Origin of the sequence: Enterobacter sp. BNK-22, from assembly GCF_048684805.1 — a bacterium.
In the GTDB taxonomy this organism is placed as follows: domain Bacteria; phylum Pseudomonadota; class Gammaproteobacteria; order Enterobacterales; family Enterobacteriaceae; genus Enterobacter; species Enterobacter quasiroggenkampii.
Genome location: NZ_JBLQTT010000001.1, coordinates 879,156 through 899,210, shown reverse-complemented (window position 1 = coordinate 899,210; position 20,055 = coordinate 879,156). Strand labels below are relative to the sequence as shown.

23 protein-coding genes and 4 pseudogenes are annotated in these 20,055 nt (G+C 50.8%); 10 read left to right on the top strand and 17 right to left on the bottom strand.

Annotation, left to right across the window (positions count from 1 at the left end; translation table 11 throughout):
* Positions 1-44: 44 nt before the first annotated feature.
* Entirely contained in the window at positions 45-677 is a 633-nt protein-coding gene (gene ompW / locus ACMGGE_RS04125) for an outer membrane protein OmpW (RefSeq protein WP_032674934.1), read from the bottom strand.
* A gap of 282 nt (positions 678-959) precedes the next feature.
* On the opposite strand from ompW, the gene ACMGGE_RS04120 reads away from it, so the two are divergent.
* The 4 genes from ACMGGE_RS04120 (at position 960) to yciA (ending at position 3,229) form a co-directional block, all read left to right on the top strand.
* On the top strand, positions 960-1,364 hold the full coding sequence (locus tag ACMGGE_RS04120; RefSeq protein ID WP_032674935.1) for a YkgJ family cysteine cluster protein: 405 nt from the start codon (positions 960-962) through the stop codon (positions 1,362-1,364).
* Positions 1,365-1,389: 25 nt separating this feature from the next.
* Positions 1,390-2,133, top strand: a complete 744-nt coding sequence (locus ACMGGE_RS04115) for a YciC family protein (protein ID WP_063621877.1) — start codon at positions 1,390-1,392, stop codon at positions 2,131-2,133.
* 56 nt (positions 2,134-2,189) lie between these two features.
* Positions 2,190-2,729, top strand: a complete 540-nt coding sequence (locus ACMGGE_RS04110; RefSeq protein WP_126533730.1) for a septation protein A — start codon at positions 2,190-2,192, stop codon at positions 2,727-2,729.
* A 104-nt stretch (positions 2,730-2,833) separates the two neighbouring features.
* On the top strand, positions 2,834-3,229 hold the full coding sequence (gene yciA, locus ACMGGE_RS04105) for an acyl-CoA thioester hydrolase YciA (protein WP_063409350.1): 396 nt from the start codon (positions 2,834-2,836) through the stop codon (positions 3,227-3,229).
* Positions 3,230-3,268: 39 nt separating this feature from the next.
* Here yciA and tonB read toward each other — a convergent pair whose 3' ends face one another.
* Positions 3,269-3,991: a TonB system transport protein TonB gene (tonB, locus tag ACMGGE_RS04100; protein ID WP_111966471.1), complete on the bottom strand. Its 723-nt coding sequence runs from the start codon at positions 3,989-3,991 to the stop codon at positions 3,269-3,271.
* Positions 3,992-4,212: 221 nt separating this feature from the next.
* On the opposite strand from tonB, the gene ACMGGE_RS04095 reads away from it, so the two are divergent.
* A complete protein-coding gene (locus ACMGGE_RS04095; RefSeq protein ID WP_023327637.1) occupies positions 4,213-4,509 on the top strand; it encodes a YciI family protein in 297 nt (98 codons plus the stop codon).
* 41 nt (positions 4,510-4,550) lie between these two features.
* Here the strand turns inward: ACMGGE_RS04095 and ACMGGE_RS04090 are convergent, their stop codons facing one another.
* A complete protein-coding gene (locus ACMGGE_RS04090; RefSeq protein WP_420293386.1) occupies positions 4,551-5,504 on the bottom strand; it encodes a bifunctional helix-turn-helix transcriptional regulator/GNAT family N-acetyltransferase in 954 nt (317 codons plus the stop codon).
* A gap of 665 nt (positions 5,505-6,169) precedes the next feature.
* Between ACMGGE_RS04090 and ACMGGE_RS04085 the strand changes: the two genes are divergently transcribed.
* Both ACMGGE_RS04085 and ACMGGE_RS04080 read left to right on the top strand, forming a co-directional pair.
* A complete protein-coding gene (locus ACMGGE_RS04085; RefSeq protein ID WP_047744681.1) occupies positions 6,170-6,388 on the top strand; it encodes a hypothetical protein in 219 nt (72 codons plus the stop codon).
* A gap of 34 nt (positions 6,389-6,422) precedes the next feature.
* A complete protein-coding gene (locus tag ACMGGE_RS04080; protein ID WP_420293385.1) occupies positions 6,423-7,235 on the top strand; it encodes a caspase family protein in 813 nt (270 codons plus the stop codon).
* A 60-nt stretch (positions 7,236-7,295) separates the two neighbouring features.
* On the opposite strand, the gene ACMGGE_RS04075 is transcribed toward ACMGGE_RS04080, so the two are convergent.
* The 7 genes and pseudogenes from ACMGGE_RS04075 to lysC form a co-directional block, all read right to left on the bottom strand.
* Complete coding sequence (locus ACMGGE_RS04075) at positions 7,296-7,493, bottom strand: ogr/Delta-like zinc finger family protein (RefSeq protein WP_420293384.1); 198 nt, start codon at positions 7,491-7,493, stop codon at positions 7,296-7,298.
* Positions 7,494-7,505: 12 nt separating this feature from the next.
* Positions 7,506-8,618 (bottom strand): annotated as a pseudogene (locus tag ACMGGE_RS04070) (phage baseplate assembly protein V); the annotation flags it as partial.
* Positions 8,619-8,919: 301 nt separating this feature from the next.
* Positions 8,920-9,498 carry a HEPN domain-containing protein gene (locus ACMGGE_RS04065; RefSeq protein ID WP_420293383.1) on the bottom strand — a complete coding sequence of 193 codons (579 nt, stop codon included), beginning with the start codon at positions 9,496-9,498 and terminating at the stop codon, positions 8,920-8,922.
* Positions 9,485-10,534 carry a DUF262 domain-containing protein gene (locus ACMGGE_RS04060; protein ID WP_420293382.1) on the bottom strand — a complete coding sequence of 350 codons (1,050 nt, stop codon included), beginning with the start codon at positions 10,532-10,534 and terminating at the stop codon, positions 9,485-9,487. The genes ACMGGE_RS04065 and ACMGGE_RS04060 overlap by 14 nt, the downstream gene beginning before the upstream one ends.
* 136 nt (positions 10,535-10,670) lie before the next feature.
* A complete protein-coding gene (locus tag ACMGGE_RS04055) occupies positions 10,671-11,117 on the bottom strand; it encodes a phage virion morphogenesis protein (protein WP_420293381.1) in 447 nt (148 codons plus the stop codon).
* A pseudogene (locus ACMGGE_RS04050) lies at positions 11,110-11,578 on the bottom strand (phage tail protein). The gene ACMGGE_RS04055 and the pseudogene ACMGGE_RS04050 overlap by 8 nt, the downstream one beginning before the upstream one ends.
* A pseudogene (lysC, locus tag ACMGGE_RS04045) lies at positions 11,541-11,723 on the bottom strand (Rz1-like lysis system protein LysC); the annotation flags it as partial. The pseudogenes ACMGGE_RS04050 and lysC, both read right to left, overlap by 38 nt.
* Positions 11,724-11,726: 3 nt before the next feature.
* On the opposite strand from lysC, the pseudogene ACMGGE_RS04040 reads away from it, so the two are divergent.
* Positions 11,727-12,256: pseudogene (locus ACMGGE_RS04040) on the top strand (tyrosine-type recombinase/integrase); the annotation flags it as partial.
* A gap of 109 nt (positions 12,257-12,365) precedes the next feature.
* Here ACMGGE_RS04040 and leuE read toward each other — a convergent pair.
* Complete coding sequence (gene leuE / locus ACMGGE_RS04035) at positions 12,366-13,001, bottom strand: leucine efflux protein LeuE (RefSeq protein WP_196346497.1); 636 nt, start codon at positions 12,999-13,001, stop codon at positions 12,366-12,368.
* Between the two features lie 111 nt (positions 13,002-13,112).
* Positions 13,113-13,286 carry a YciY family protein gene (locus tag ACMGGE_RS04030; RefSeq protein ID WP_021240326.1) on the bottom strand — a complete coding sequence of 58 codons (174 nt, stop codon included), beginning with the start codon at positions 13,284-13,286 and terminating at the stop codon, positions 13,113-13,115.
* Between the two features lie 144 nt (positions 13,287-13,430).
* On the opposite strand from ACMGGE_RS04030, the gene cls reads away from it, so the two are divergent.
* Positions 13,431-14,891 carry a cardiolipin synthase gene (gene cls / locus ACMGGE_RS04025; protein WP_008502791.1) on the top strand — a complete coding sequence of 487 codons (1,461 nt, stop codon included), beginning with the start codon at positions 13,431-13,433 and terminating at the stop codon, positions 14,889-14,891.
* 33 nt (positions 14,892-14,924) lie between these two features.
* The gene (locus ACMGGE_RS04020; protein WP_006810881.1) at positions 14,925-15,254 is read left to right on the top strand and encodes an HI1450 family dsDNA-mimic protein; all 330 of its coding nucleotides are present in this window, start codon (positions 14,925-14,927) and stop codon (positions 15,252-15,254) included.
* A gap of 31 nt (positions 15,255-15,285) precedes the next feature.
* Here ACMGGE_RS04020 and ACMGGE_RS04015 read toward each other — a convergent pair whose 3' ends face one another.
* The 5 genes from ACMGGE_RS04015 to oppB are packed head-to-tail and all read right to left on the bottom strand — an operon-like array spanning position 15,286 to position 20,037.
* Positions 15,286-16,155, bottom strand: coding sequence for an ion transporter (locus tag ACMGGE_RS04015; protein ID WP_196364456.1), 870 nt, complete (start codon positions 16,153-16,155; stop codon positions 15,286-15,288).
* Positions 16,156-16,169: 14 nt separating this feature from the next.
* Entirely contained in the window at positions 16,170-17,174 is a 1,005-nt protein-coding gene (gene oppF, locus ACMGGE_RS04010; protein WP_008502789.1) for a murein tripeptide/oligopeptide ABC transporter ATP-binding protein OppF, read from the bottom strand.
* Positions 17,171-18,184 (bottom strand): ABC transporter ATP-binding protein, encoded by a 1,014-nt coding sequence (locus tag ACMGGE_RS04005; protein ID WP_024907097.1) that lies wholly within the window; start codon positions 18,182-18,184, stop codon positions 17,171-17,173. Before ACMGGE_RS04005 ends, oppF begins: the two co-directional genes overlap by 4 nt.
* A gap of 11 nt (positions 18,185-18,195) precedes the next feature.
* Positions 18,196-19,104 carry an oligopeptide ABC transporter permease OppC gene (gene oppC, locus ACMGGE_RS04000; protein ID WP_008502787.1) on the bottom strand — a complete coding sequence of 303 codons (909 nt, stop codon included), beginning with the start codon at positions 19,102-19,104 and terminating at the stop codon, positions 18,196-18,198.
* Positions 19,105-19,116: 12 nt separating this feature from the next.
* Positions 19,117-20,037, bottom strand: a complete 921-nt coding sequence (gene oppB / locus ACMGGE_RS03995) for an oligopeptide ABC transporter permease OppB (protein WP_008502786.1) — start codon at positions 20,035-20,037, stop codon at positions 19,117-19,119.
* Between the last annotated feature and the right edge of the window lie 18 nt (positions 20,038-20,055).

Sequence of the window (20,055 nt, the reverse complement as noted above, 5' to 3'; positions counted from 1 at the left end):
TGAGCAAAGCAAACTGGCCACCCTGTGGCCAGTTTGACGAGGGATCAGAAACGATAACCCGCAGAGAACATAAACACCCACGGATCCAGGCGAGTATTGATACTTTGCTGCTGACCGCCCGCCTTGAAGCGTACGTCCGTATCAATATCCATATACCAGACCGAGGCGTTGATCAGCCAGTCGCGGTTAATCAGGTAATCCAGACCGACCTGTCCCGCCATGCCCCACGAATCTTTCAGGCTGAGGTCCGTCAGACCCGCCTCTTTACCGGTATCGTTGAATTTCTCATCAAAGAAGGTGGTGTAGTTTACACCGGCGCCAATATAAGGACGCACCTTGCTGCTTGAGTCGCCAAAGTACCATTGCGCCATCAGCGTTGGCGGTAAATGGTGGACCGTGGCGATATCACCGGTTGGTCCTAAACCGACGCGATGACGGAACGGCGTTGCGGCCAGAAGCTCAACGCCCACGTTATCCGTCGCCATCCAGGTAAAGGTTAAACCTAACTGGGTGTTATTACTGACGTTAAAACCGCCCATTCCCAGCACGTTATCCGATCCTTCAGTTGGGCGAACCGTTGCCGAACCGGCACGAATAAAGAATTCGCCTGCTTCATGCGCATACGCGCCGCCAGAGAGACTGCTTAATACAAGGGCTGCCACCGCTAATTTTTTCATATCCGCTCCATCGTTGTGGTTTTAATCGCGGATGAGAATATACTCACAAAAGGGTAATAAGTGATCTGCCACAGATCACATTAAAACCAGTAACTTAACATTCATTGATCTGGATTAATTTTTTGTTACGCATCCAAAACCAATAAGTTGTTTCCATGTCAATTTTTGGCATTTCACGGTTACAAAATTTTCCCTTTTCCCCCTCTTGCTCTTCCTCTGGCGGCTGGATAATTTATCGCTCTCACAAGTTGATTTGATGCGTTCTTCTTTTGCAGGTGTGCCATGAGTGATATTAACCCGTGCATGACGTGCGGAGCCTGTTGTGCGTATTTTCGAGTCTCTTTCTACTGGGCCGAAGCCAGCGATGGCGGCGGTACCGTTCCGGTTCATCTTACCGAGCCGTTAACCCCCTTTCTGCGCTGCATGAGCGGCACTAACCAAAAGCAGGCCCGCTGTGTGGCGCTACAGGGTGAGCCTGGGGTCGCGACCCGCTGTTCCATCTATGAGGATCGCCCCAGCCCGTGCCGGGAATTTGCCATGTCGGGGGAAGATGGGCAGGTCAACGAAGCCTGTAACCGCGCCCGCGCCCGCGTTGGATTACCGCCGCTTTACAAAGATATGCTTTTCCATACAAGCCTTGATGCTGCCACAGCAGGTGCATCCGGTGTACAATTGCCGGCTAATTAACACCTGCAATACTCAAGGAGAGTGCATGTCTATCACGGCGAAGTCTGTCTACCGTGACACGGGAAACTTTTTCCGCAATCAGTTCATTACCTTTTTACTGATCGCGTTGCTTTGCGCCTTTATCACGGTGGTGCTGGGTCATGCGTTCTCACCGAGTGAAGAACAGATTGCCAGCCTGAGCCAGGGCGACCATCTTGCGGGTAGCGTGGGGTTGTTTGAACTGGTGCAAAACATGACGCCGGAGCAGCAGCAAATTCTGCTGCGCGCTTCTGCCGCGTCCACGTTCTCAGGCCTGATTGGTAATGCGGTTCTGGCGGGCGGCGTTTTGCTGATGATTCAGCTGGTATCGGCGGGTCACCGGGTCAGCGCCTTACGGGCGATTGGTGCCAGCGCGCCGGTTTTACCTAAGCTGTTTATCCTGATCTTTTTGACCACCCTGCTGGTGCAGATGGGGATTATGCTGGTCGTGGTGCCGGGGGTATTACTGGCTATCGTGCTCTCATTTGCCCCGGTGATGGTCGTGCAGGATAAGATGGGTATTTTTACCGCGATGCGCAGCAGCATCAGACTGGCATGGACTAATATGCGTCTGGTGGCGCCCGCCGTGATCGGCTGGCTGCTGGCCAAAACGCTGCTGTTATTGTTTGCGCCGAATTTTGCGGTTTTAACGCCTAATGTTGGCGCCGTGGTGGCGAATACGCTGAGCAATCTCATTTCAGCGGTACTGCTCGTCTATCTGTTCCGCCTGTATATGTTAATTCGTCAGTAATCCCGAGGCGGGGGGCATCGGTGTCTCCCGCCCCGCCTAGAAGATGGAATCACAGAATGAAGCAGTTTCTTGATTTTTTACCGCTCGCGGTGTTTTTCGCTGTCTATAAGTTGTACGACATTTTTGCTGCAACAAAAGCATTAATCGTTGTGACCGCCGTTGTGCTGATCTATAGCTGGATTCGCTATCGCAAAGTCGAAAAAATGGCGCTTATTACGTTCATCCTAGTGGCGGTGTTCGGTGGATTGACCATTGCCTTGCATGATGTTGAATTTATTAAGTGGAAGGTGACGGTTATTTATGCATTGTTTGCAGCAGCATTACTGTTCAGCCAATGGTTCATGAAAAAGCCCCTTATCCAGAGCATGTTAGGTAAAGAACTCACGCTGCCGCAGGCAGTCTGGTCGCGTCTGAATACTGCCTGGGCAATCTTCTTTATTCTCTGCGGTCTCGCTAATATCTATATCGCCTTCTGGCTGCCGCAGGATATCTGGGTCAACTTTAAGGTCTTTGGCCTGACTGCGCTGACGCTTATCTTCACGCTGTTAAGCGGTGTTTACATCTATCGTCATATGCCGCAGGACGACAACCACTGATTACTGACTGACCAGAACGTCAACGACGGGCGTTCTGGTCTATTCTCTCCGCACGCGAATCATAGTAGCATCCCGCCTGAAGTCTTCCGTTACGAGTTAAAACAATGACAACAACTAACGCCCCTCAGGGTGAACTGGTTTTACGCACACTGGCAATGCCCGCTGACACCAATGCCAATGGCGATATTTTTGGCGGCTGGCTGATGTCGCAGATGGATATGGGCGGCGCAATTCTGGCAAAAGAGATTGCCCACGGGCGCGTGGTCACCGTGAGAGTGGACGGCATGACCTTCCTGCGCCCGGTTGCGGTAGGTGATGTGGTTTGCTGCTACGCGCGCTGCGTGAAACGCGGTAATACCTCCATTTCCATCAACATCGAAGTCTGGGTGAAGAAAGTCTCTTCTGAGCCGATTGGGCAACGTTATAAGGCCACTGAAGCGCTGTTTATTTATGTCGCCGTGGACAGCGAGGGTAAACCTCGTCAAATTCCACAGGCCTGATCGACAGGCAAAAAAAAAGCCTCCTTTCGGAGGCTTTTTTTATTCCATCTGCGCCCCGCCGTTCAGGCGGAAAACAATATTGACGATCAATCCGCTACCCGGCTTGCCTGGCTCATAGCGCCATCTGCGCATGGCAGATTTCACTTCGCGCTCAAACATATTAGAAGGTTGCGCAGATAAGATTTCCACGTTATCCACGCGGCCATCCGCAGTGACATCAAACTTCACCCGTACGCGGCCTTCAATACGCAAGGCCTGAGCTCGCGCCGGATACTGAGGCTGATTGCGGCTTACGGCTCGCGGGCCCGCTGGCGCGGTAACCGTTGGCTTTGACGTCGTTGCCGTATTGTTCATCACCGGACGTGAAGGCGCTGAATTTTCTACCGGCTGGGTCGCGCGCGGTTCAACCGGACGTTCCTCGCGTTTCGGACGCTCCTCAACCTTCTTCACCGGCTTTGGCTTCGGCTTAGGTTTTGGCTTCGGTTCAGGTTTGTGGATCACCACCGGGGCTTCCTTCGGTGGCTCCGGAACGGGTTCGGGTTCTGGCTCCGGTTCAGCCACCGGCTGTGGCGGCGGAGGGGCAACCTGCGGCGGTTCAAGATCCGCTGGCGATACCATCGTCACGGAAATCGGCTGCGCGGGCGCGGGCGTTTCAATAACCTGATGAACCGAGGTATACAGCAGACCCGCCACAACGGCACCGTGAATCACGACAGAAAGCAGCGTCGGCCAGGGAAAGCGGCGAGGTAAATCAAGGGTCATCGAAGTCATATTCATCAACGTTAAAAAAACCGAACCCTGATTTTAAATGCAAATAGCAATCATATTCAATAAGACACTTTGCTCTGGCGCAACTTTAGCGCCTGAGAGGCCAAAAAAGGCGCATTCAGATCAGGGTATTAACATTGTTTTTATTTTACATTGCAGTCGATTGCCCTTTCACATAACGTAACTGACACTTTTACCGGTTAAGGAGCTTCGCCGTGTTTTACGTGATTTACTCAGAAGATGTTGCTGATTCGCTCGAAAAACGCCAGTCTGTGCGCCCTGCGCATCTGGCACGTTTGCAGTTGCTTCAGGATGAAGGCCGATTACTGACCGCTGGCCCCATGCCCGCAGTAGACAGCAACGATCCGGGTGCTGCCGGTTTTGCAGGCTCCACGGTTATTGCTGAATTTGAATCCCAGGAAGCTGCTCAGGCCTGGGCTGACGCAGACCCGTACGTTGCAGCGGGTGTGTATGCAAAAGTGACGGTCAGACCGTACAAGAAAGTGTTCTGATACCAAAGCGGCTCCGAAAGGAGCCTTTTTTATGGCGGCGATTACGCGCCTCTGTACCGGGTAAACTGCTGCTCTGTAATCAGGCTCCCCCACTGGTCGCCTTCCCACTCTTTTACCAGCGTAAACCCAAACGACTCGTACAGACGCCGGGCGGCGGTCAGCTTATTGAATGTCCAGAGGTGCACGGCAGAAAAACCGCCACTGTCGCAGAACCGCATCGCTTCATTCAGCAGTTTTTTCCCCACGCCGTGTCCCCGGCAGCCATCATCAAGAATAAACCAGCGAAGATGGGCTTCACCCGGCGCCAGATCCTCGCCATCGATTGCCACCGAGCCGACAATTTTATCGTTGAGCACTGCCAGCCAAATCTGGTTACAGGGCTTCTCCAGTCTTTCACTGAACTCGGCCAGCCCTGAAGCCACTTTAGCCTCGAAGAAGCGACCAAAGTTATGCTCCCGCGAATAATAGCTGCCATGCATTTCCGCGATACGGCCAATCATGCCGGGGATGTACCCCTGCACTATCCTCAGCTCGTCGGACTGCATATCGTTGCCCGCCTCGCGGCATACAAGCAGCGCGTTGGCATAAAGGGAAAGCCCCTCAGAGATGGTCTGCTGCTGGGCAGGAGCAAGACGCTTTATTGCTGTGACCACCCGCTCATTGCTGAAGGCATTAATTTTGCTGACCGTCTCGTGACCTTTCGCGGTCAGCCTGAGGCTCTTTGCTCTCGCATCCTCAACAGAAATGACTTCCTCGAGTTCGCCTGCGGCAATCAGGCGAGCCAGCATCCGGCTGACGCTGGACTTTTCCAGGCCCAGCAGTTGCACCAGCTGGCTCGCCGTCATCTCTTTGCGTAGAGCAATTTCGACCAGAGTATGGACGGCCGAAGGCGAGTAATTCGTTGAGGCCAGGGTAGACCCCATAAAACCTAACTCTCGCACCATCAGGCGCGAGGAACGTCGAATAACACTGACTACCGGGGTTTCGCTGTGCATGTTATGTCCTCACCATTTAGTTGTACTATACAACTAAATGGTGAGGGATTGTCAAACAGAATTAAAAAGGCTCCCGCAGGAACTTTTAAAGATCACTCAAGACTTTGAAATATATGGATTTACTTCAGACAAAGTCGACATATTGACCACATCGATACTTTAAACCCCGTAATTGCGGGTTTTTTTGTAGCCACAAAGTTCAACTAATATAAATTCGGCGCTAAGTATGAAAAGCAGACACTCGACACTTGAGCATTGCTAATAATAACAGTTACAACAACTACCTGAGTGGTTTCGTACTGATTCTGGTTTATTTATCCATGAAAAAGTATACTGCATTATTTATAAACTTATTTGTCAATGGATTGCCTCTTTACTATTACGTTAAAAATATTCAATAATATCAGTTTGTTATAAACAAAAAACATATCAACTATGTCCTCCCCCCTCTCAACTAACAAAGTGAAATTCATCCTTTATAATTATACACGTGAGTAAATTCATACTTTACGATGATACAAAACATTCACATAAAATCAATATTTGATATACAGAGCTTGATTAGCATCTGTTAAACAAAAAGTATTGAAACCTCTACAAAACATTCAATTAACCATAGTAATTCATTGAATTAAACGATTAACATTAAAAGTGAGGACTCAAAAATGGCACAGGAAAAAGAAATCTCAATTGGAATAACCTTTAAAGATATCAGTTTAAATGTCAGCGATGATGAATTTAAAGTCCTTCTCGAACAAACAATTGATGACTTTAAAAATCAAATTCAAAAAGTAAGAGAAAAAATATATCAGGATAAAGACATTCACATCGGCCCCAGTTTAGAGGAGAAAGGCATAACGATAGTTCTGACCGGTACGTTCTAACCGCACTATCACTTGGATGTTCACAGGAGGGGGTATGGGAACAAAAGCATTGTTGGTTGGTATCGCGAAGTATGCAAATCCGGCTCATAATTTAAATGGTGTTGAGAATGATGTCGCAGCTTTCTTGCGGATATTGAATAAATTTAATATTACTGATATCGAAATATTACGTGACAGCAATGCCACATCGGATAACATCAGAAAAGGACTGTACAATCTTGTTTCCGATACCAGAGATGGTGATGTGAGAATATTTTATCAATCATCACATGGCTACCTACTACCGCCAGAAATGAGCAATACTGATCGAGATGAAGCTTTAGTTCCATATGAAGGTACTTCATCAAGTTTGATTTTAGATACTTGGATTTCTCAATATCTTAAAACCCAACTCCCCAAAACGGTTAGTTTTTGGGGCATATATGACGCTTGTTTTTCAGGTGACATGTATAAAGATTTAATTATTGACAAAGATATCATCACTGAAAATTCCTTGGAAAAAGAACTGAAAACAAAAGATATAATATTTGACTCATCACCATCACGATTATATTCAACTAATCAACCAGTAGTAGGTCTTAAGAACTTAATCCTTGATGATATGATTCAAAATTCATTCCATTTTGGAGCTGTTCAATCCGATGCCAAAGCAGCGATTTTAAATATAGACGGACTTAACAGAAGTGTTTTTACTTGGGCATTAGAACAAGTTCTTGTTCCCGGCATGAGTATTTCACAACTTGAAAAATTGGTATCAGAAAAACAAAAACAGAAAACCCCCGATAGAATTCCGCAAATTGCTTGTACCGATGCAAATAAAAACAGGATTGTATTTAGTGGAAGTTAACTACAGAGTTCATACTTTACACCTTCAAAAGCCCCGCATTTAGGGGCTTTCTTTTGGTCACTACCAGTGGATTTGCTGCTGCCCGGATGATGTCGGGTGAGGTGCCGCTGGTACTACAACGCCCGGCGATACAATAAAGCGCTCGACCGTTTCGGTGGTCACAAACGTCGCGCTGCAGTTGATGTTTGTGCACTGGTGATACCGCTCTTTGGTCGTGTCAGTAAAATAGCGACTTGTGCGGACGTGAGCGGCGCGCATGGCCTGCGCCTAAGTCGCGTAGATGGTCGTCAGCTCCAGCACGTTGTCAGCCTCACCGGCCATGTATTCACTCTCGCGCGCTTCCTGCTCTTTTTTGGCTTTGGCCTTCGCCGGGGCTTTGGTCGCTTTCGGGTGCTGCAGCGCGCGGAGGTGTTGCTCTTTGGGCTTACGCTTGAGCTTCACCTTTTGCTTTTGCGGCTTCGGGTCTTTGGTGTGCAGCCATTTTGCCGACACGCCGGTGTAGGCTTCCCGGTCAGCAATGGCAAACTGATGACGATCGCCATCCCCGCGCTCAAGCGTCATCTGCGGAATGGGCTTTCCGCTGGCCGTCTTACCGCTCCCCGCTTTCAGGAATAACAGTTTTCCCGCTTTTACCGAAACCGACGCCCCGTTCCGGTCAGCCAGGCGGGACAGAAACACCGCGTCGGATTCCTGCGACTGGTCAATGTGAGGCACTGTGACGGCTTTCAGCGTGTCGGCCACGCTGGCGGCCAGCTTATTGCGTGCCGCAATCGTTTCAACAATTTTCCCGAGCGTGGTGTCATGCCATGACTGTTCCCGGCGAGAGTTCAGCGACCCGCGAAAATCGGCGCTGCGCCCCCGGATGGTCAGCGTATCAGGCGGGCCCCTGTGCTCGATTTCGTCGACCGTGAACGTCCCTTTTTTTATCAGCGCGGAATCCTGCCAGCCTAACCACAGCGTCAACGTTGCGCCGCGCGGTGGCAAAGCTATCTGGCCGTCAGTGTCATCGAGCTCGATATCGAGCTGGTCGGCCTCGAATCCGCGATTATCGGTCATGGTCAGGCTGATAAGGCGGTCACTAAAATCCTGGGTGATAACCGCCCCGTCAGGAAAGGAAACATGAAGCGCATCAGGGGAGGCAGACGGCGCGGGATAGTCATCCGAGAAAATGCCGGGCAGCACAAATGCCGTATCGAGCTCGCCGCCGATCGCCAGTAAAAGCACCTGCTCGCCAACGGACGGAGCCCACCATACGCGCGAGCGACCGGCGCGGCAGGTTAGCCAGTTCAGCCAGGTGGTTTGCATGCCGCCGGTCTGGACACGACAAAGCCCCTCGTCGTGGTCGACGTCGGTCACGATGCCGGTGCGGATAAGGTTGCGGATCGCGCGTGCGCTTTCCTGCAGAGAATTTAGATTATTAATGGGGAAAGGATGCCGCCGGGGGAAGCCAGCGGCAATCTAGCGAGGTTTTGTGGGACATGAAACTACAATTATCAGACTTGAAATATCAAAATTCTCACTTTTTCAGTCTAGTGATATACACTTAGAAAATTTGTAAGATAATAAAAAATTAGACTTGAAATGCATTTAATAAAAAAAGAAAACTATAAAACACAAACAATTCCCAAAAACTCAGAAGCCAGGTTATGGGGCTAAAAAAAAGCAAAAGCCCCACATCCAATTATTACTTACCACAAATCACATCATCTATGGCCCCCATATAAGATACAAAAAGATCAACATATCCACACAAGTCTGAAAGACTAATATCATTAGCATTATCGTTATGATGAATAATATTGTTTCTTTTCACAACCACTGTATTCACAACATCCTTATTAGCAATAAATCCTGCCGAACCTAAAAGATTAACACCCAAGTAAGAAAATGCCTTAATCGTTTTGTAAGGATTTCCAGATAAGCTGTCGGAAATATCATTCTTATCGACTTTGAAATCCGCATCGACATACTTTAACTCTTTATCCTTAAATTCCTTCTTGACTCGCCACAGTAAGAAATTGTGAGGTAAACAGGCTGCTCTAAGCCTGTTATTAATTGAATCACAATGCCATGTGGCGACCTCGGTCAAATACGATTCCAAATAAGTACAGAGAGTAATGAGATATGACTTGACAAAGAAATTAATATTCTTATTGAAGAAATCATTTTTTTCAAGAATTGCCTGCTCTTCCGTCTCTTTAATAATTCCCTTTAAGGAAAGAAACAATGAACGATACCCAATATAATATTCAGTATTTTCCATCAGTAACTTCCTTAAGAAGTGCTACCCAACCGGCTCTACGTTTCATCACGGAACTCTTATTCTGTAGACCTCCTGATAAAGTTTTTTTGAACTCGGCACTTGAACAAAGAGTAAACCAAGCTTTCCGTATTTGTTCAGATTTTTCATTTACAACATCATCGCTTAACTTGCCAATTGTAGGCATTAAAATGTCATAATGAACTAATCCTTTACGTTTTCTTCTGACTGTAGGGTTTGTAAATACATCTTCACCAAATATTTTTTCACACTTGGATAATGAAGCTTTGAATCTTTCCCTCATAACATTCAGTTCATCATCTTGTAAGTTTGAAAATTTCTCCATCTGATCATCTAGGAATTCTTTCAAACTGCTATCAAAATGTTCAAAGAAATTATCTTCATAGAAGGCAAAGAAACGCAAGACCTGTTCGTCTGGCTCGCGACTATCTCTTTTTACATCTGATGTTTCCGCCAGCCCAAAGTTTTTAATAGCATCAATATTACCCAACTCTTCCAATAAATCATCAAATCCTCCAGGATATAATGCATGCCTTATTTCCTGATCAGAAAGCTTCACTGCACCTTGATTGAGCCTTGAAAATATCTCCCTAATTAACTTCTTAGGATTTTCTTTCCTTAGAACTATACACCTTATGGTTGTTGACTCTAATTCTGAACATAAAGCTCCAAGCTCAGAAAATTTCTTCCCTTCAAGTTCTTTAAATGTAGTCATTCCCTCCAAAGCGAACTCATCATCAAAAAACTTCTGTATAGTGGTCAATCTCTGAACACCATCAATCACAATATGATTGCCGCTATCGTCTTCAGCAAAATAACAAGATGGAAGAGGGATACGCATTAAACAAGATTCAATGAATTTCGAAGATCTCTGCCATCCATCCTGATCCCATTTATATTTCCTTTGAAAGTCAGGATTAAGTTTTAATTTAATGGGATTGGACTTCATTCTGGTACAGAGAGTCTCAAAAGGATAATCTATAGGAAATAAATTTAATGTTTTATCATCATTAGACATAACTCAATCCTTGTAAGTAAAAGTTAAAACATCAATCGTGAAGGTAGATAACACCAATAACATTTACCACTTTTTATGACTAAGGTCAAAAGGTTGCCAAACATGAAATAGCCCTGGAGGCTAACAACTTTGATAGTCAATGTAGATGTTTAATAACTAGTTTTTCATTCAACAACTTACTTTTTGAATCAGCTCCGAACAACTTACGCTCTAGGTACTGCACCTCACGGCTTCGCGGACTTGGCCGATCTTTTAAGCCGTACTGATGGACTCGCGCGATACGCTGCACTTTGCCGGTGAATTCCACCACTGCACTGCTTTCACTGCCAGTGGCTTTCATGTACCGGCTTGTGCGGAGTTTCTGGAACATCGCCCGTTTAATCCACCCGTTTTTTGCCCTGAGCGGCTGACGCTTTCGCGCCTGATACGGTGAGCCGTCCGGTGCTTTCTGCAGCTTGATACGTTGCTGTTGCGACTTGCGCAGCTCCTTTGTTATCTCTCCGGCCAGCTTCCGGCGCTCTGCCGGTGACAGGGCTGCAATCAAACCCTTGAGCCGGTCGTCAAAGGGCTTAAATTCACTCATCCCATTTGCTCACCAGTTCGCCGTTGATATAGAGCTCTTTTTGGCCGAGTAACGGGCTCCGGCAGCGGCGGCTCGGGGGCATAGCTCACATGCAGAGCGCCGTTTTCCTCTTTGATGAGGGTTCGCTCGGTGAGCTGCAGGTTGATGCTGATATCGACACTGTCCCCGTCGTTCATATCCATCTGGAAACTGTGGCCCTTTTTGCGCCCGTCATCGAGCGTGCAGATATCCGGCTGGTTTTACCTGAGCCATGCGGCCACCGGCACGAAAATCAGGTCAGGGTCGCCCACAAAGTCACACACGATTACATTCAGCGTGTAAATTTTCTCGTGCGACAGTGAGGCCGCGAGACGCGCATCAATATTCCCCTCATCGGCAAAGATGCGCATCATTTCGGGGTTTGTTTCAAGCTGCGGAACGGCTTTAATCAGCGCTTCGCGCAGGCTGCGCGCTTTCTTCATCGAGTTTATCCTGACAGTTTTTGACGGTTTCAACCTGCAGCGCGCAGGCGGCGAGCGCGTGCTCAAGCCTGCGAATATCGGCGCTCAGATCGCCATTAGTGGCCAGGTCGCTTCCCGGCATCGGGCAAAAGCTCATCTTCGGGCAGCCGAAACGGGCTATCTCACTATTGCGGAAATTGACGCCCTACTGGCAGCGCTATCAGGAGATAATCGTAAAACTGCCGTCTTGTGTCTGAGTACCGGGGCAAGATGGGGTGAGGCTGCAAGGCTGAAAGCGGAGAACGTGATTCATAACCGGGTGTCTTTCGTTAAGACGAAATCAACACACCGCGCACGGTCCCGATCTCTGATGACGTTGCGGCTTACGTAGTCGGCAAAGCACGAGGCTTTCTGTTTCCTGAGGCCAGTTATGCTGACTTCAGGCAAACCCTCAAAGAGGTTAAGCCCGATTTACCGGCCGGGCAAGCGACACATGCGCTACGACACTCTTTCGCCACGCACTTTATGATTAACGGGGGCAATATCATCACACTGCAGAGGATCTTAGGTCATACGAAAATTGCGCAGACAATGGTCTATGCGCACTTCGCTCCTCAGTACCTGCAGGACGCGATTTCGCTTAACCCGCTGAAGGGTGCTAATGGTGGTCAGAGTGTCCACAATATGTCCACACCCTAGCCGCTTTTTATGGCTTTTGACTGCTAGTAGTAAAACGTGAAGCCTTGTCTGGCACGGCTTTCCAGTTACGCCAGACATTAAAAAGGCTCCCGCAGGAGCCTTTCATCAATCAATGCAACGACGCCAACCTCGCCGCAAACCCGACAAACAGCAGCCCTATCAGCCCGTTCCCCAGCTTTGCCAGTTTCTTTTTCGTTTTGAGATAACGCGTGACAAACGCACCGGAGAAGATCAGGAAGCTCATGTACATGAAGCTGATTAACTCAAGCGTCGTCGCGAGGATAAGGAAAGAGGTGCCGGTGCTCTGTGCGTTCACGTCAATGAACTGAACGAAGAACGATACGTAGAACAGAATCGCTTTTGGATTCGTCAGGCTCAATACCAGCGAACGTTTCATGATCGTGCTGGCAGGCTCGGTACCGCTCTCTTGTGCGTGATTCTGCCGGGTAATGACCGACCAGAGCATTTTGCCGCCCAGCCACAGCAGATAGAAGGCGCCGAGATAGCGCACGATATTAAACAGTACCGGCGTGGTCTGAATTAATGCCGCGACGCCCGCCCAGGCCAGAAACATCAGTACCGCATCGCCGATAAATACGCCCGACGCGGCAAGGTACCCTTTTTTAACGCCGTGTCCAATTCCGGTTTTAAGCACAAACAGGGTATTCGGCCCCGGTACCAGCACGATAAAAAACGCGCCAACAACATACGTCCAGAAATTCAGTACGCCAAACTCCGCAAACACTTCTTCTCCCTCCTTTTGCTCAACACAGCAGGAATAGCGCTGCAAATACGCTACTCCTAAAAATCAGATCCTATAAAATCAGCGGGCACCATTACGGTGCCCTCATGGTACTCAGATATCCTGGACTGCGAACAGCAAAGCGTTGCGATGCCGGGTCATTCCACATTTTCTGATGGCGTGAATACGCATATTGCGGCGGGATTGTGCTTCCAGCCAACGAGCCTTGCGACGACTCACCTGTCGCAACATGCGCCAGCGCCCTACTTCTGTTCTACTGCGCTTCATGTCTACAACTCTTTCTCTAACAGAGACGACATTATAAACCCATGCTGGCAGCAAACCAGCGCTTTTACCTGGCGTTTTTATTTGCCAGATGAATCCTGATGCGTACACTCATAACAATACGCTTTCAAAAGGATTTTTTTACCTATGACAACCTTCTACACCGTGGTGAGTTGGCTGGTCATTTTAGGATACTGGCTGTTAATCGCGGGTGTGACGTTACGCATCCTGATGAAGCGCAGAGCCGTACCCTCTGCCATGGCCTGGCTTCTGATCATCTACATCCTGCCGCTGGTGGGAATTATTGCCTATCTCTCTTTCGGTGAACTTCATCTCGGCAAACGCCGCGCCGAGCGTGCCCGCGCCATGTGGCCCTCAACCGCAAAGTGGCTGAACGATCTTAAGGCCTGCAAGCATATCTTTGCCGAGGAGAACAGCAGCGTCGCCTCGTCACTGTTTAAGCTGTGCGAGCGCCGTCAGGGGATTGGTGGTGTTAAAGGCAATCAACTGCAGCTGCTGACCTCGTCCGACGACGTCATGCAGGCATTAATCCGCGATATCCAGCTGGCACGTCATAACATCGAGATGGTTTTTTATATTTGGCAGCCCGGCGGGATGGCTGACCAGGTCGCTGAATCGCTGATGGCCGCGGCGCGACGCGGCATTCACTGCCGTCTGATGCTTGACTCCGCAGGCAGCGTGGCATTTTTCCGCAGTCCCTGGGCGGGCATGATGCGCAATGCCGGTATCGAGGTGGTTGAGGCGCTGAAGGTCAATCTCCTGCGCGTGTTTCTGCGCCGGATGGATCTCCGTCAGCATCGCAAAATGATCATGATCGATAACTATATTGCCTACACCGGCAGCATGAACATGGTTGATCCGCGCTTCTTCAAGCAGGACTCGGGCGTGGGCCAGTGGGTGGATTTGATGGCGCGAATGGAGGGGCCGATTGCCACCTCGATGGGCATCGTTTACTCCTGCGACTGGGAGATAGAAACCGGCAAACGCATTCTGCCGCCCCCGCCGGACGGCAATATTATGCCGTTTGAAGAGGCCAGCGGTCACACCATTCATACCATTGCTTCCGGGCCGGGCTTCCCGGAGGATTTGATCCATCAGGCGCTGCTGACGGCGACGTACTCGGCGCGTGAATACCTGATCATGACGACGCCCTACTTTGTTCCCAGCGATGATCTCCTGCACGCGATCTGTACCGCGGCGCAGCGCGGCGTCGATGTGAGCATTATTTTGCCGCGCAAAAATGACTCCCTTCTGGTGGGCTGGGCCAGCCGGGCATTCTTTAGCGAACTGCTGGCCGCAGGGGTGAAGATCTACCAGTTCGAAGGCGGATTACTCCACACCAAAAGCGTGCTTGTCGACGGCGAGTTAAGCCTGGTGGGGACAGTGAACCTAGATATGCGCAGCCTGTGGCTCAACTTTGAAATCACGCTGGTTATTGATGATGCCGGCTTTGGTGGCGATCTCGCGGCGGTGCAGGATGATTATATCTCCCGCTCGCGACTGCTGGATGCCAGACTGTGGGTAAAACGTCCGCTGTGGCAGAGAATTGCCGAACGACTGTTTTACTTCTTTAGTCCGTTGCTGTAAAACGTGCCCAACGATGTTAAACAGGTAGTCATCATGGAAATGGATCTGAACAATCGCCTGACCGAAGACGAAACGCTCGAGCAGGCCTATGACATTTTTCTCGAACTGGCGGTTGATAACCTCGATCCCGCAGACGTGATCCTCTTTAATCTGCAGTTCGAAGAGCGCGGCGGTGCCGAACTGTTCGACCCTTCAGAAGACTGGGCTGAGCATGTGGATTTCGATCTGAATCCTGACTTCTTTGCCGAAGTGGTCATCGGACTGGCCGATGAAGACGGTGGCGAGATTAACGATATTTTCGCCCGCGTCCTGCTCTGTCGAGAGAAAGACCACAAGCTGTGCCATATTCTCTGGCGCGAATAATAAAAAAGGCTGCGATTGCAGCCTTTTTTATTTACTCCGGCAACGCACTTCCGCAGCGGTTACAAAACCGCGCGTTAAGGTCATGTTCACCCTGGTGACATGCCGGACATTTGCGCTGCTGCTTGCGGCTCTGAAATGCGCTGCTCATGTGCGTGGTAATAAGCCCGGTCGGAATGGCAATGACCGAATAGCCAATCAAAATCAGCACTGAGGCCACAATGCGGCCCAGCGGCGTATGGGGCGTGATATCACCGTACCCCACGGTTGTCACGGTCACTATCGCCCAATAAACGGACGCATTGAGCGTCGTGAAACCATATTTCGGCCCCTCTATCAGATACATCAGCGCGCCAAAAACGATCATGACGATGGCAATAAACGAGTAGAAGAGAATAAGCTGATGACGGGCGCTGACGATTGCGCTCCAGAACACGCGCAGTGAGGGCATAAAGCGCAGTAATTTCAGAATACGTAATACGCGAATAACGCGCATCGCCCGCCAGGCAAAGACATAACTCAGGCTGATTTCCGGCCACAGCCACATGACGTAGAGCGGCAGAATGGTGGCTAAATCAATAAAGCCCCAGAAGCTGAAAACATATCGGGCCGGGTTGGGCCAGGCCATTACTCTGAGCAGATATTCAGCGGTAAACACCAGGGTAATCGCCAGCTCAAGCCAGACAAAGACATGCCATTCGTCAAACGTCAGGTGGTATTGCGTCCCGGCGCCTGACTCAATAAAGATGACCACCACGCTGAGGAGCGCAAATAAACCACAAAGACCTTCGAAGCGTCGCCCGGATACCGTTTCAGGATCGAATAAAACATGATAAAGCCGCCGACGGGCTGACGTGAATAAACGCGACACAGTAACCTCGCAAAATATAAGGGCTGACATCATGTCAGCCCTTGCGATTATAACGGGTCTACTTTCAGGCAGGAAACCGCATGTCGGAAACTGCCTTCCAGAACCGGTCGCGTTTTCGCACATTCCGGCCCGGCCATTGGGCAGCGCGTGCGGAAGACGCAGCCCGACGGCGGGTTAATCGGTGAAGGCAATTCCCCTTCCAGAAGCTGGATGGTCTTATTCTTTTCCAGATCGGGATCGGGGATCGGCACTGCCGACATCAGCGCTTTGGTGTAAGGGTGCAGCGGATTGTGGTACACCTCGTCATAGGTGCCCAGCTCCACGGCGTGCCCCAGATACATCACCAGCACGCGGTCAGAGATGTGTTTCACCACGGCAAGGTCATGCGCGATGAAGATCAGCGACAGCCCCATTTCGCGCTGCAGCTTCTGCAGCAGGTTAACCACCTGCGCCTGAATGGAGACGTCGAGCGCGGAGACCGGCTCATCACAGATAATCAGCTTCGGTTCGAGGATCAGGGCGCGCGCAATACCAATACGCTGACACTGACCGCCGGAGAACTCGTGCGGATAGCGGTTGATGAGGTTAGGCAACAGCCCGACTTTCAGCATCATCGCCTTAACGCGATCGCGCACTTCCTGACGGGACATCTTCGGATGATAGGTACGCAGCGGCTCGGCAATAATCTCACCGATGGTCATACGCGGGTTTAACGACGCCAGCGGATCCTGGAAAATCATCTGGATATCGCTGCGCACGTCGCGCCACTCGTCGGGTTTCATGCCCAGCAGATCTTTACCCAGCCAGGCCACTTTGCCGTCGGTGGCTTTCACCAGACCGATAATGGCGCGCGCAAAGGTCGATTTACCGCAGCCGGACTCGCCCACCACGCCCAGGGTTTCCCCTTCATACAGGCGCAGCGTGACGCCGTCCACCGCTTTCAGGGTCTTCGACGGCTGCCAGAACCACTGTTTGCCGTCTTTGATGTCGAAATGCACCTTAAGGTCAGCAATCTCGAGCAGCACATTGCGTTTTTCATCTAATGCGTTCATACCAGTTCCTCCTGCGGCTTAAAGCAGGCGCGCAGGCGGCCTGGTGCAAACTCTTCCAGCGGCGGTGCGCTGTTGCAGATTTCCATCGCGTGCGGGCAGCGCGGCTGGAACGGACAGCCTTTCGGCAGGCGCAGCAGGTTTGGCGGGTTGCCCGGAATGGTGAGCAAGGATTCCCCTTCCGCATCGAGACGCGGTACCGCGTTCAGCAGGCCAATCGAGTAAGGATGCGCTGGCTGATAGAACACGTCACGCGCTTTGCCGTATTCCATGGTACGGCCGGCATACATCACGAGCACTTTGTCACAGATGCCCGCCACCACGCCCAGGTCGTGGGTGATCATGATAATCGCCGTGTTGAACTCACGCTTCAGCTCGTTCAGCAGGGTCATGATTTGTGCCTGAACGGTAACGTCCAGCGCGGTGGTCGGTTCGTCGGCAATCAGCAATTTTGGCCGGCATAGCAGCGCCATCGCAATCATCACGCGCTGACGCATACCGCCAGAGAACTCGTGCGGGAACATTCGCATGCGCTTGCGCGCTTCCGGCATTTTCACCGCATCGAGCATTTTGACCGACTCTTCAAAGGCTTCGGCTTTGCCCAGACCTTTGTGCAGCATCAGGACTTCCATCAGCTGCTCACCGACGCGCATGTACGGGTTCAGCGAGGTCATCGGATCCTGGAAAATCATCGAGATCTGCTCGGCGCGCAGCTTGTTCAGCTCGTGCTCCGGCAGGTTGAGGATTTCACGACCGTTGAATTTTGCGGAACCGCCAATCACACCGTTAGCGGCCAGCAGGCCCATTAGCGCAAAGGCGGTTTGGGATTTCCCGGATCCGGATTCACCCACGATGCCGAGCGTTTCGCCCGCGCGCAGGTTGAAGTTGAGATCGTTCACGGCGGTCACATCCCCGTCCGGGGTCTTAAAGGTGACGCGAAGATCTTTTACGTCCAGCAGAAGGTCGCTCCGCTGCTGCGCCTGTGGCGCGGTTGCCGTTTCAATCATTGTCATGACGGCGCTCCTTAACGGTCTTTCGGGTCGAGGGCATCACGCAGGCCATCGCCAATAAAGTTAAAACAAAACAGGGTAACGACCAGGAAACCCGCCGGGTATAACAGCAGCCACGGTGACACTTCCATTGAGTTTGCACCGTCACTCAGCAGCGCGCCCCAGCTGCTCAGCGGCTCTTGCGTACCCAGACCGAGGAAGCTCAGGAAGGATTCAAACAGGATCATGCTTGGCACCAGCAGTGAGGCATAGACCACCACCACGCCCAGCACGTTAGGAACGATATGGCGAACCACGATATTCCCGGTAGAGACACCGCCGACCTGCGCGGCTTCGATAAACTCTTTGCGTTTGAGGCTCAGCGTCTGGCCGCGAACAATACGCGCCATATCCAGCCAGGAAACCATCCCGATGGCCACGAAGATCAACAGGATATTCTGACCAAAGAAGGTCACCAGCAGGATGACAAAGAACATAAACGGGAAGGAGTTCAGGATTTCCAGCAGACGCATCATCACCGAGTCCACTTTACCGCCAAGGTAGCCGGACAGTGAGCCATAGAGCGTCCCGACGATCACCGCCACCAGCGCGGCAGCAATCCCGACCATCAGCGAGATACGCCCCCCGATAGCGACACGCACCAGCAGATCGCGTCCGGAAGAGTCCGTGCCAAAATAGTGGCCAGACTCCATATCCGGCGCGCTGGACATCATGCCCCAGTCGGTGTCGAAATAGGTAAATTGCGACAGCATCGGGGCAAGGGTCACAAACAGCGCGATGATCACCAGAACCACCAGACTCGCCACCGCCGCGCGGTTGTGCATAAAGCGACGGCGCGCGTCCTGCCAGAGGCTACGACCTTCTACTTCCAGTTTTTCACTGAAGTTTTCCAGCGCCTCGCTGTTTTTCTTACTCAACATCATGGCGTGCTCCAGTTAGTAACGGATTTTCGGGTCGATGACGGCGTACAGAACATCGACGATTGCGTTAAAGAGAATGGTCAGCGCACCGACGAGAATGGTCAGGCTCAGTACCAGCGAATAGTCGCGGTTGAGCGCGCCGTTAACAAACAGCTGACCAATGCCTGGCAGGCCGTAGATTGTTTCGATAACCATCGAGCCAGTGATGATCCCGACGAATGCCGGTCCCATGTAGGAGAGCACGGGCAACAGCGCCGGTTTAAGCGCGTGGCGGAAGATAATCCGACGCATCGGCAGCCCTTTCGCGCGCGCGGTACGAATGAAGTTCGAGTGCAGCACTTCGATCATTGAACCACGGGTGATACGCGCGATACTGGCGATGTACGCCAGAGATAATGCCACCATCGGCAAAATCATGAACTTGAGTGCCCCGCCGTTCCAGCCGCCGCCAGGCAGCCACTTCAGCGTAATGGCAAATATCATCACCAGTAATGGCGCGACAACGAAGCTGGGTATGACTACCCCGGTCATCGCCACCCCCATTACGGCATAATCCCATTTGGTATTTTGTCTGAGCGCGGCGATGACGCCAGCGGTGACCCCGAAAACGATCGCCAGAATGAATGCCGCAGCACCCAATTTCGCCGACACCGGGAAGCTGGACGCCACCAGGTCGTTAACGGAATAGTCTTTATATTTAAATGACGGTCCAAAATCACCGTGCGCCAGCTGCTTCAGGTAGTTGAAGTACTGGGTAGAGATAGGATCGTTTAAGTGGTATTTCGCTTCGATATTCGCCATGACTTCTGGCGGCAGCGTACGCTCACCGGTAAATGGACTTCCCGGCGCAAGGCGCATCATGAAGAAGGAAATCGTGATGAGAATAAATAGCGTTGGGATCGCTTCAAGACAGCGACGTAGGATAAATTTCAACATTGCCCGTACCTTCTGGCG

Coding starts and splice junctions, on each gene's coding strand:
- ompW (WP_032674934.1), bottom strand. CDS start 677: ATGAAAAAATTAGCGGTGGCAGCCCTTGTATTAAGCAGTCTCTCTGGC.
- ACMGGE_RS04120 (WP_032674935.1), top strand. CDS start 960: ATGAGTGATATTAACCCGTGCATGACGTGCGGAGCCTGTTGTGCGTAT.
- ACMGGE_RS04115 (WP_063621877.1), top strand. CDS start 1,390: ATGTCTATCACGGCGAAGTCTGTCTACCGTGACACGGGAAACTTTTTC.
- ACMGGE_RS04110 (WP_126533730.1), top strand. CDS start 2,190: ATGAAGCAGTTTCTTGATTTTTTACCGCTCGCGGTGTTTTTCGCTGTC.
- yciA (WP_063409350.1), top strand. CDS start 2,834: ATGACAACAACTAACGCCCCTCAGGGTGAACTGGTTTTACGCACACTG.
- tonB (WP_111966471.1), bottom strand. CDS start 3,991: ATGACCCTTGATTTACCTCGCCGCTTTCCCTGGCCGACGCTGCTTTCT.
- ACMGGE_RS04090 (WP_420293386.1), bottom strand. CDS start 5,504: ATGCACAGCGAAACCCCGGTAGTCAGTGTTATTCGACGTTCCTCGCGC.
- ACMGGE_RS04085 (WP_047744681.1), top strand. CDS start 6,170: ATGGCACAGGAAAAAGAAATCTCAATTGGAATAACCTTTAAAGATATC.
- ACMGGE_RS04080 (WP_420293385.1), top strand. CDS start 6,423: ATGGGAACAAAAGCATTGTTGGTTGGTATCGCGAAGTATGCAAATCCG.
- ACMGGE_RS04075 (WP_420293384.1), bottom strand. CDS start 7,493: ATGCGCGCCGCTCACGTCCGCACAAGTCGCTATTTTACTGACACGACC.
- ACMGGE_RS04065 (WP_420293383.1), bottom strand. CDS start 9,498: ATGGAAAATACTGAATATTATATTGGGTATCGTTCATTGTTTCTTTCC.
- ACMGGE_RS04060 (WP_420293382.1), bottom strand. CDS start 10,534: ATGTCTAATGATGATAAAACATTAAATTTATTTCCTATAGATTATCCT.
- ACMGGE_RS04055 (WP_420293381.1), bottom strand. CDS start 11,117: ATGAGTGAATTTAAGCCCTTTGACGACCGGCTCAAGGGTTTGATTGCA.
- ACMGGE_RS04030 (WP_021240326.1), bottom strand. CDS start 13,286: ATGAAGCGCAGTAGAACAGAAGTAGGGCGCTGGCGCATGTTGCGACAG.
- cls (WP_008502791.1), top strand. CDS start 13,431: ATGACAACCTTCTACACCGTGGTGAGTTGGCTGGTCATTTTAGGATAC.
- ACMGGE_RS04020 (WP_006810881.1), top strand. CDS start 14,925: ATGGAAATGGATCTGAACAATCGCCTGACCGAAGACGAAACGCTCGAG.
- ACMGGE_RS04015 (WP_196364456.1), bottom strand. CDS start 16,155: ATGATGTCAGCCCTTATATTTTGCGAGGTTACTGTGTCGCGTTTATTC.
- oppF (WP_008502789.1), bottom strand. CDS start 17,174: ATGAACGCATTAGATGAAAAACGCAATGTGCTGCTCGAGATTGCTGAC.
- ACMGGE_RS04005 (WP_024907097.1), bottom strand. CDS start 18,184: ATGACAATGATTGAAACGGCAACCGCGCCACAGGCGCAGCAGCGGAGC.
- oppC (WP_008502787.1), bottom strand. CDS start 19,104: ATGATGTTGAGTAAGAAAAACAGCGAGGCGCTGGAAAACTTCAGTGAA.
- oppB (WP_008502786.1), bottom strand. CDS start 20,037: ATGTTGAAATTTATCCTACGTCGCTGTCTTGAAGCGATCCCAACGCTA.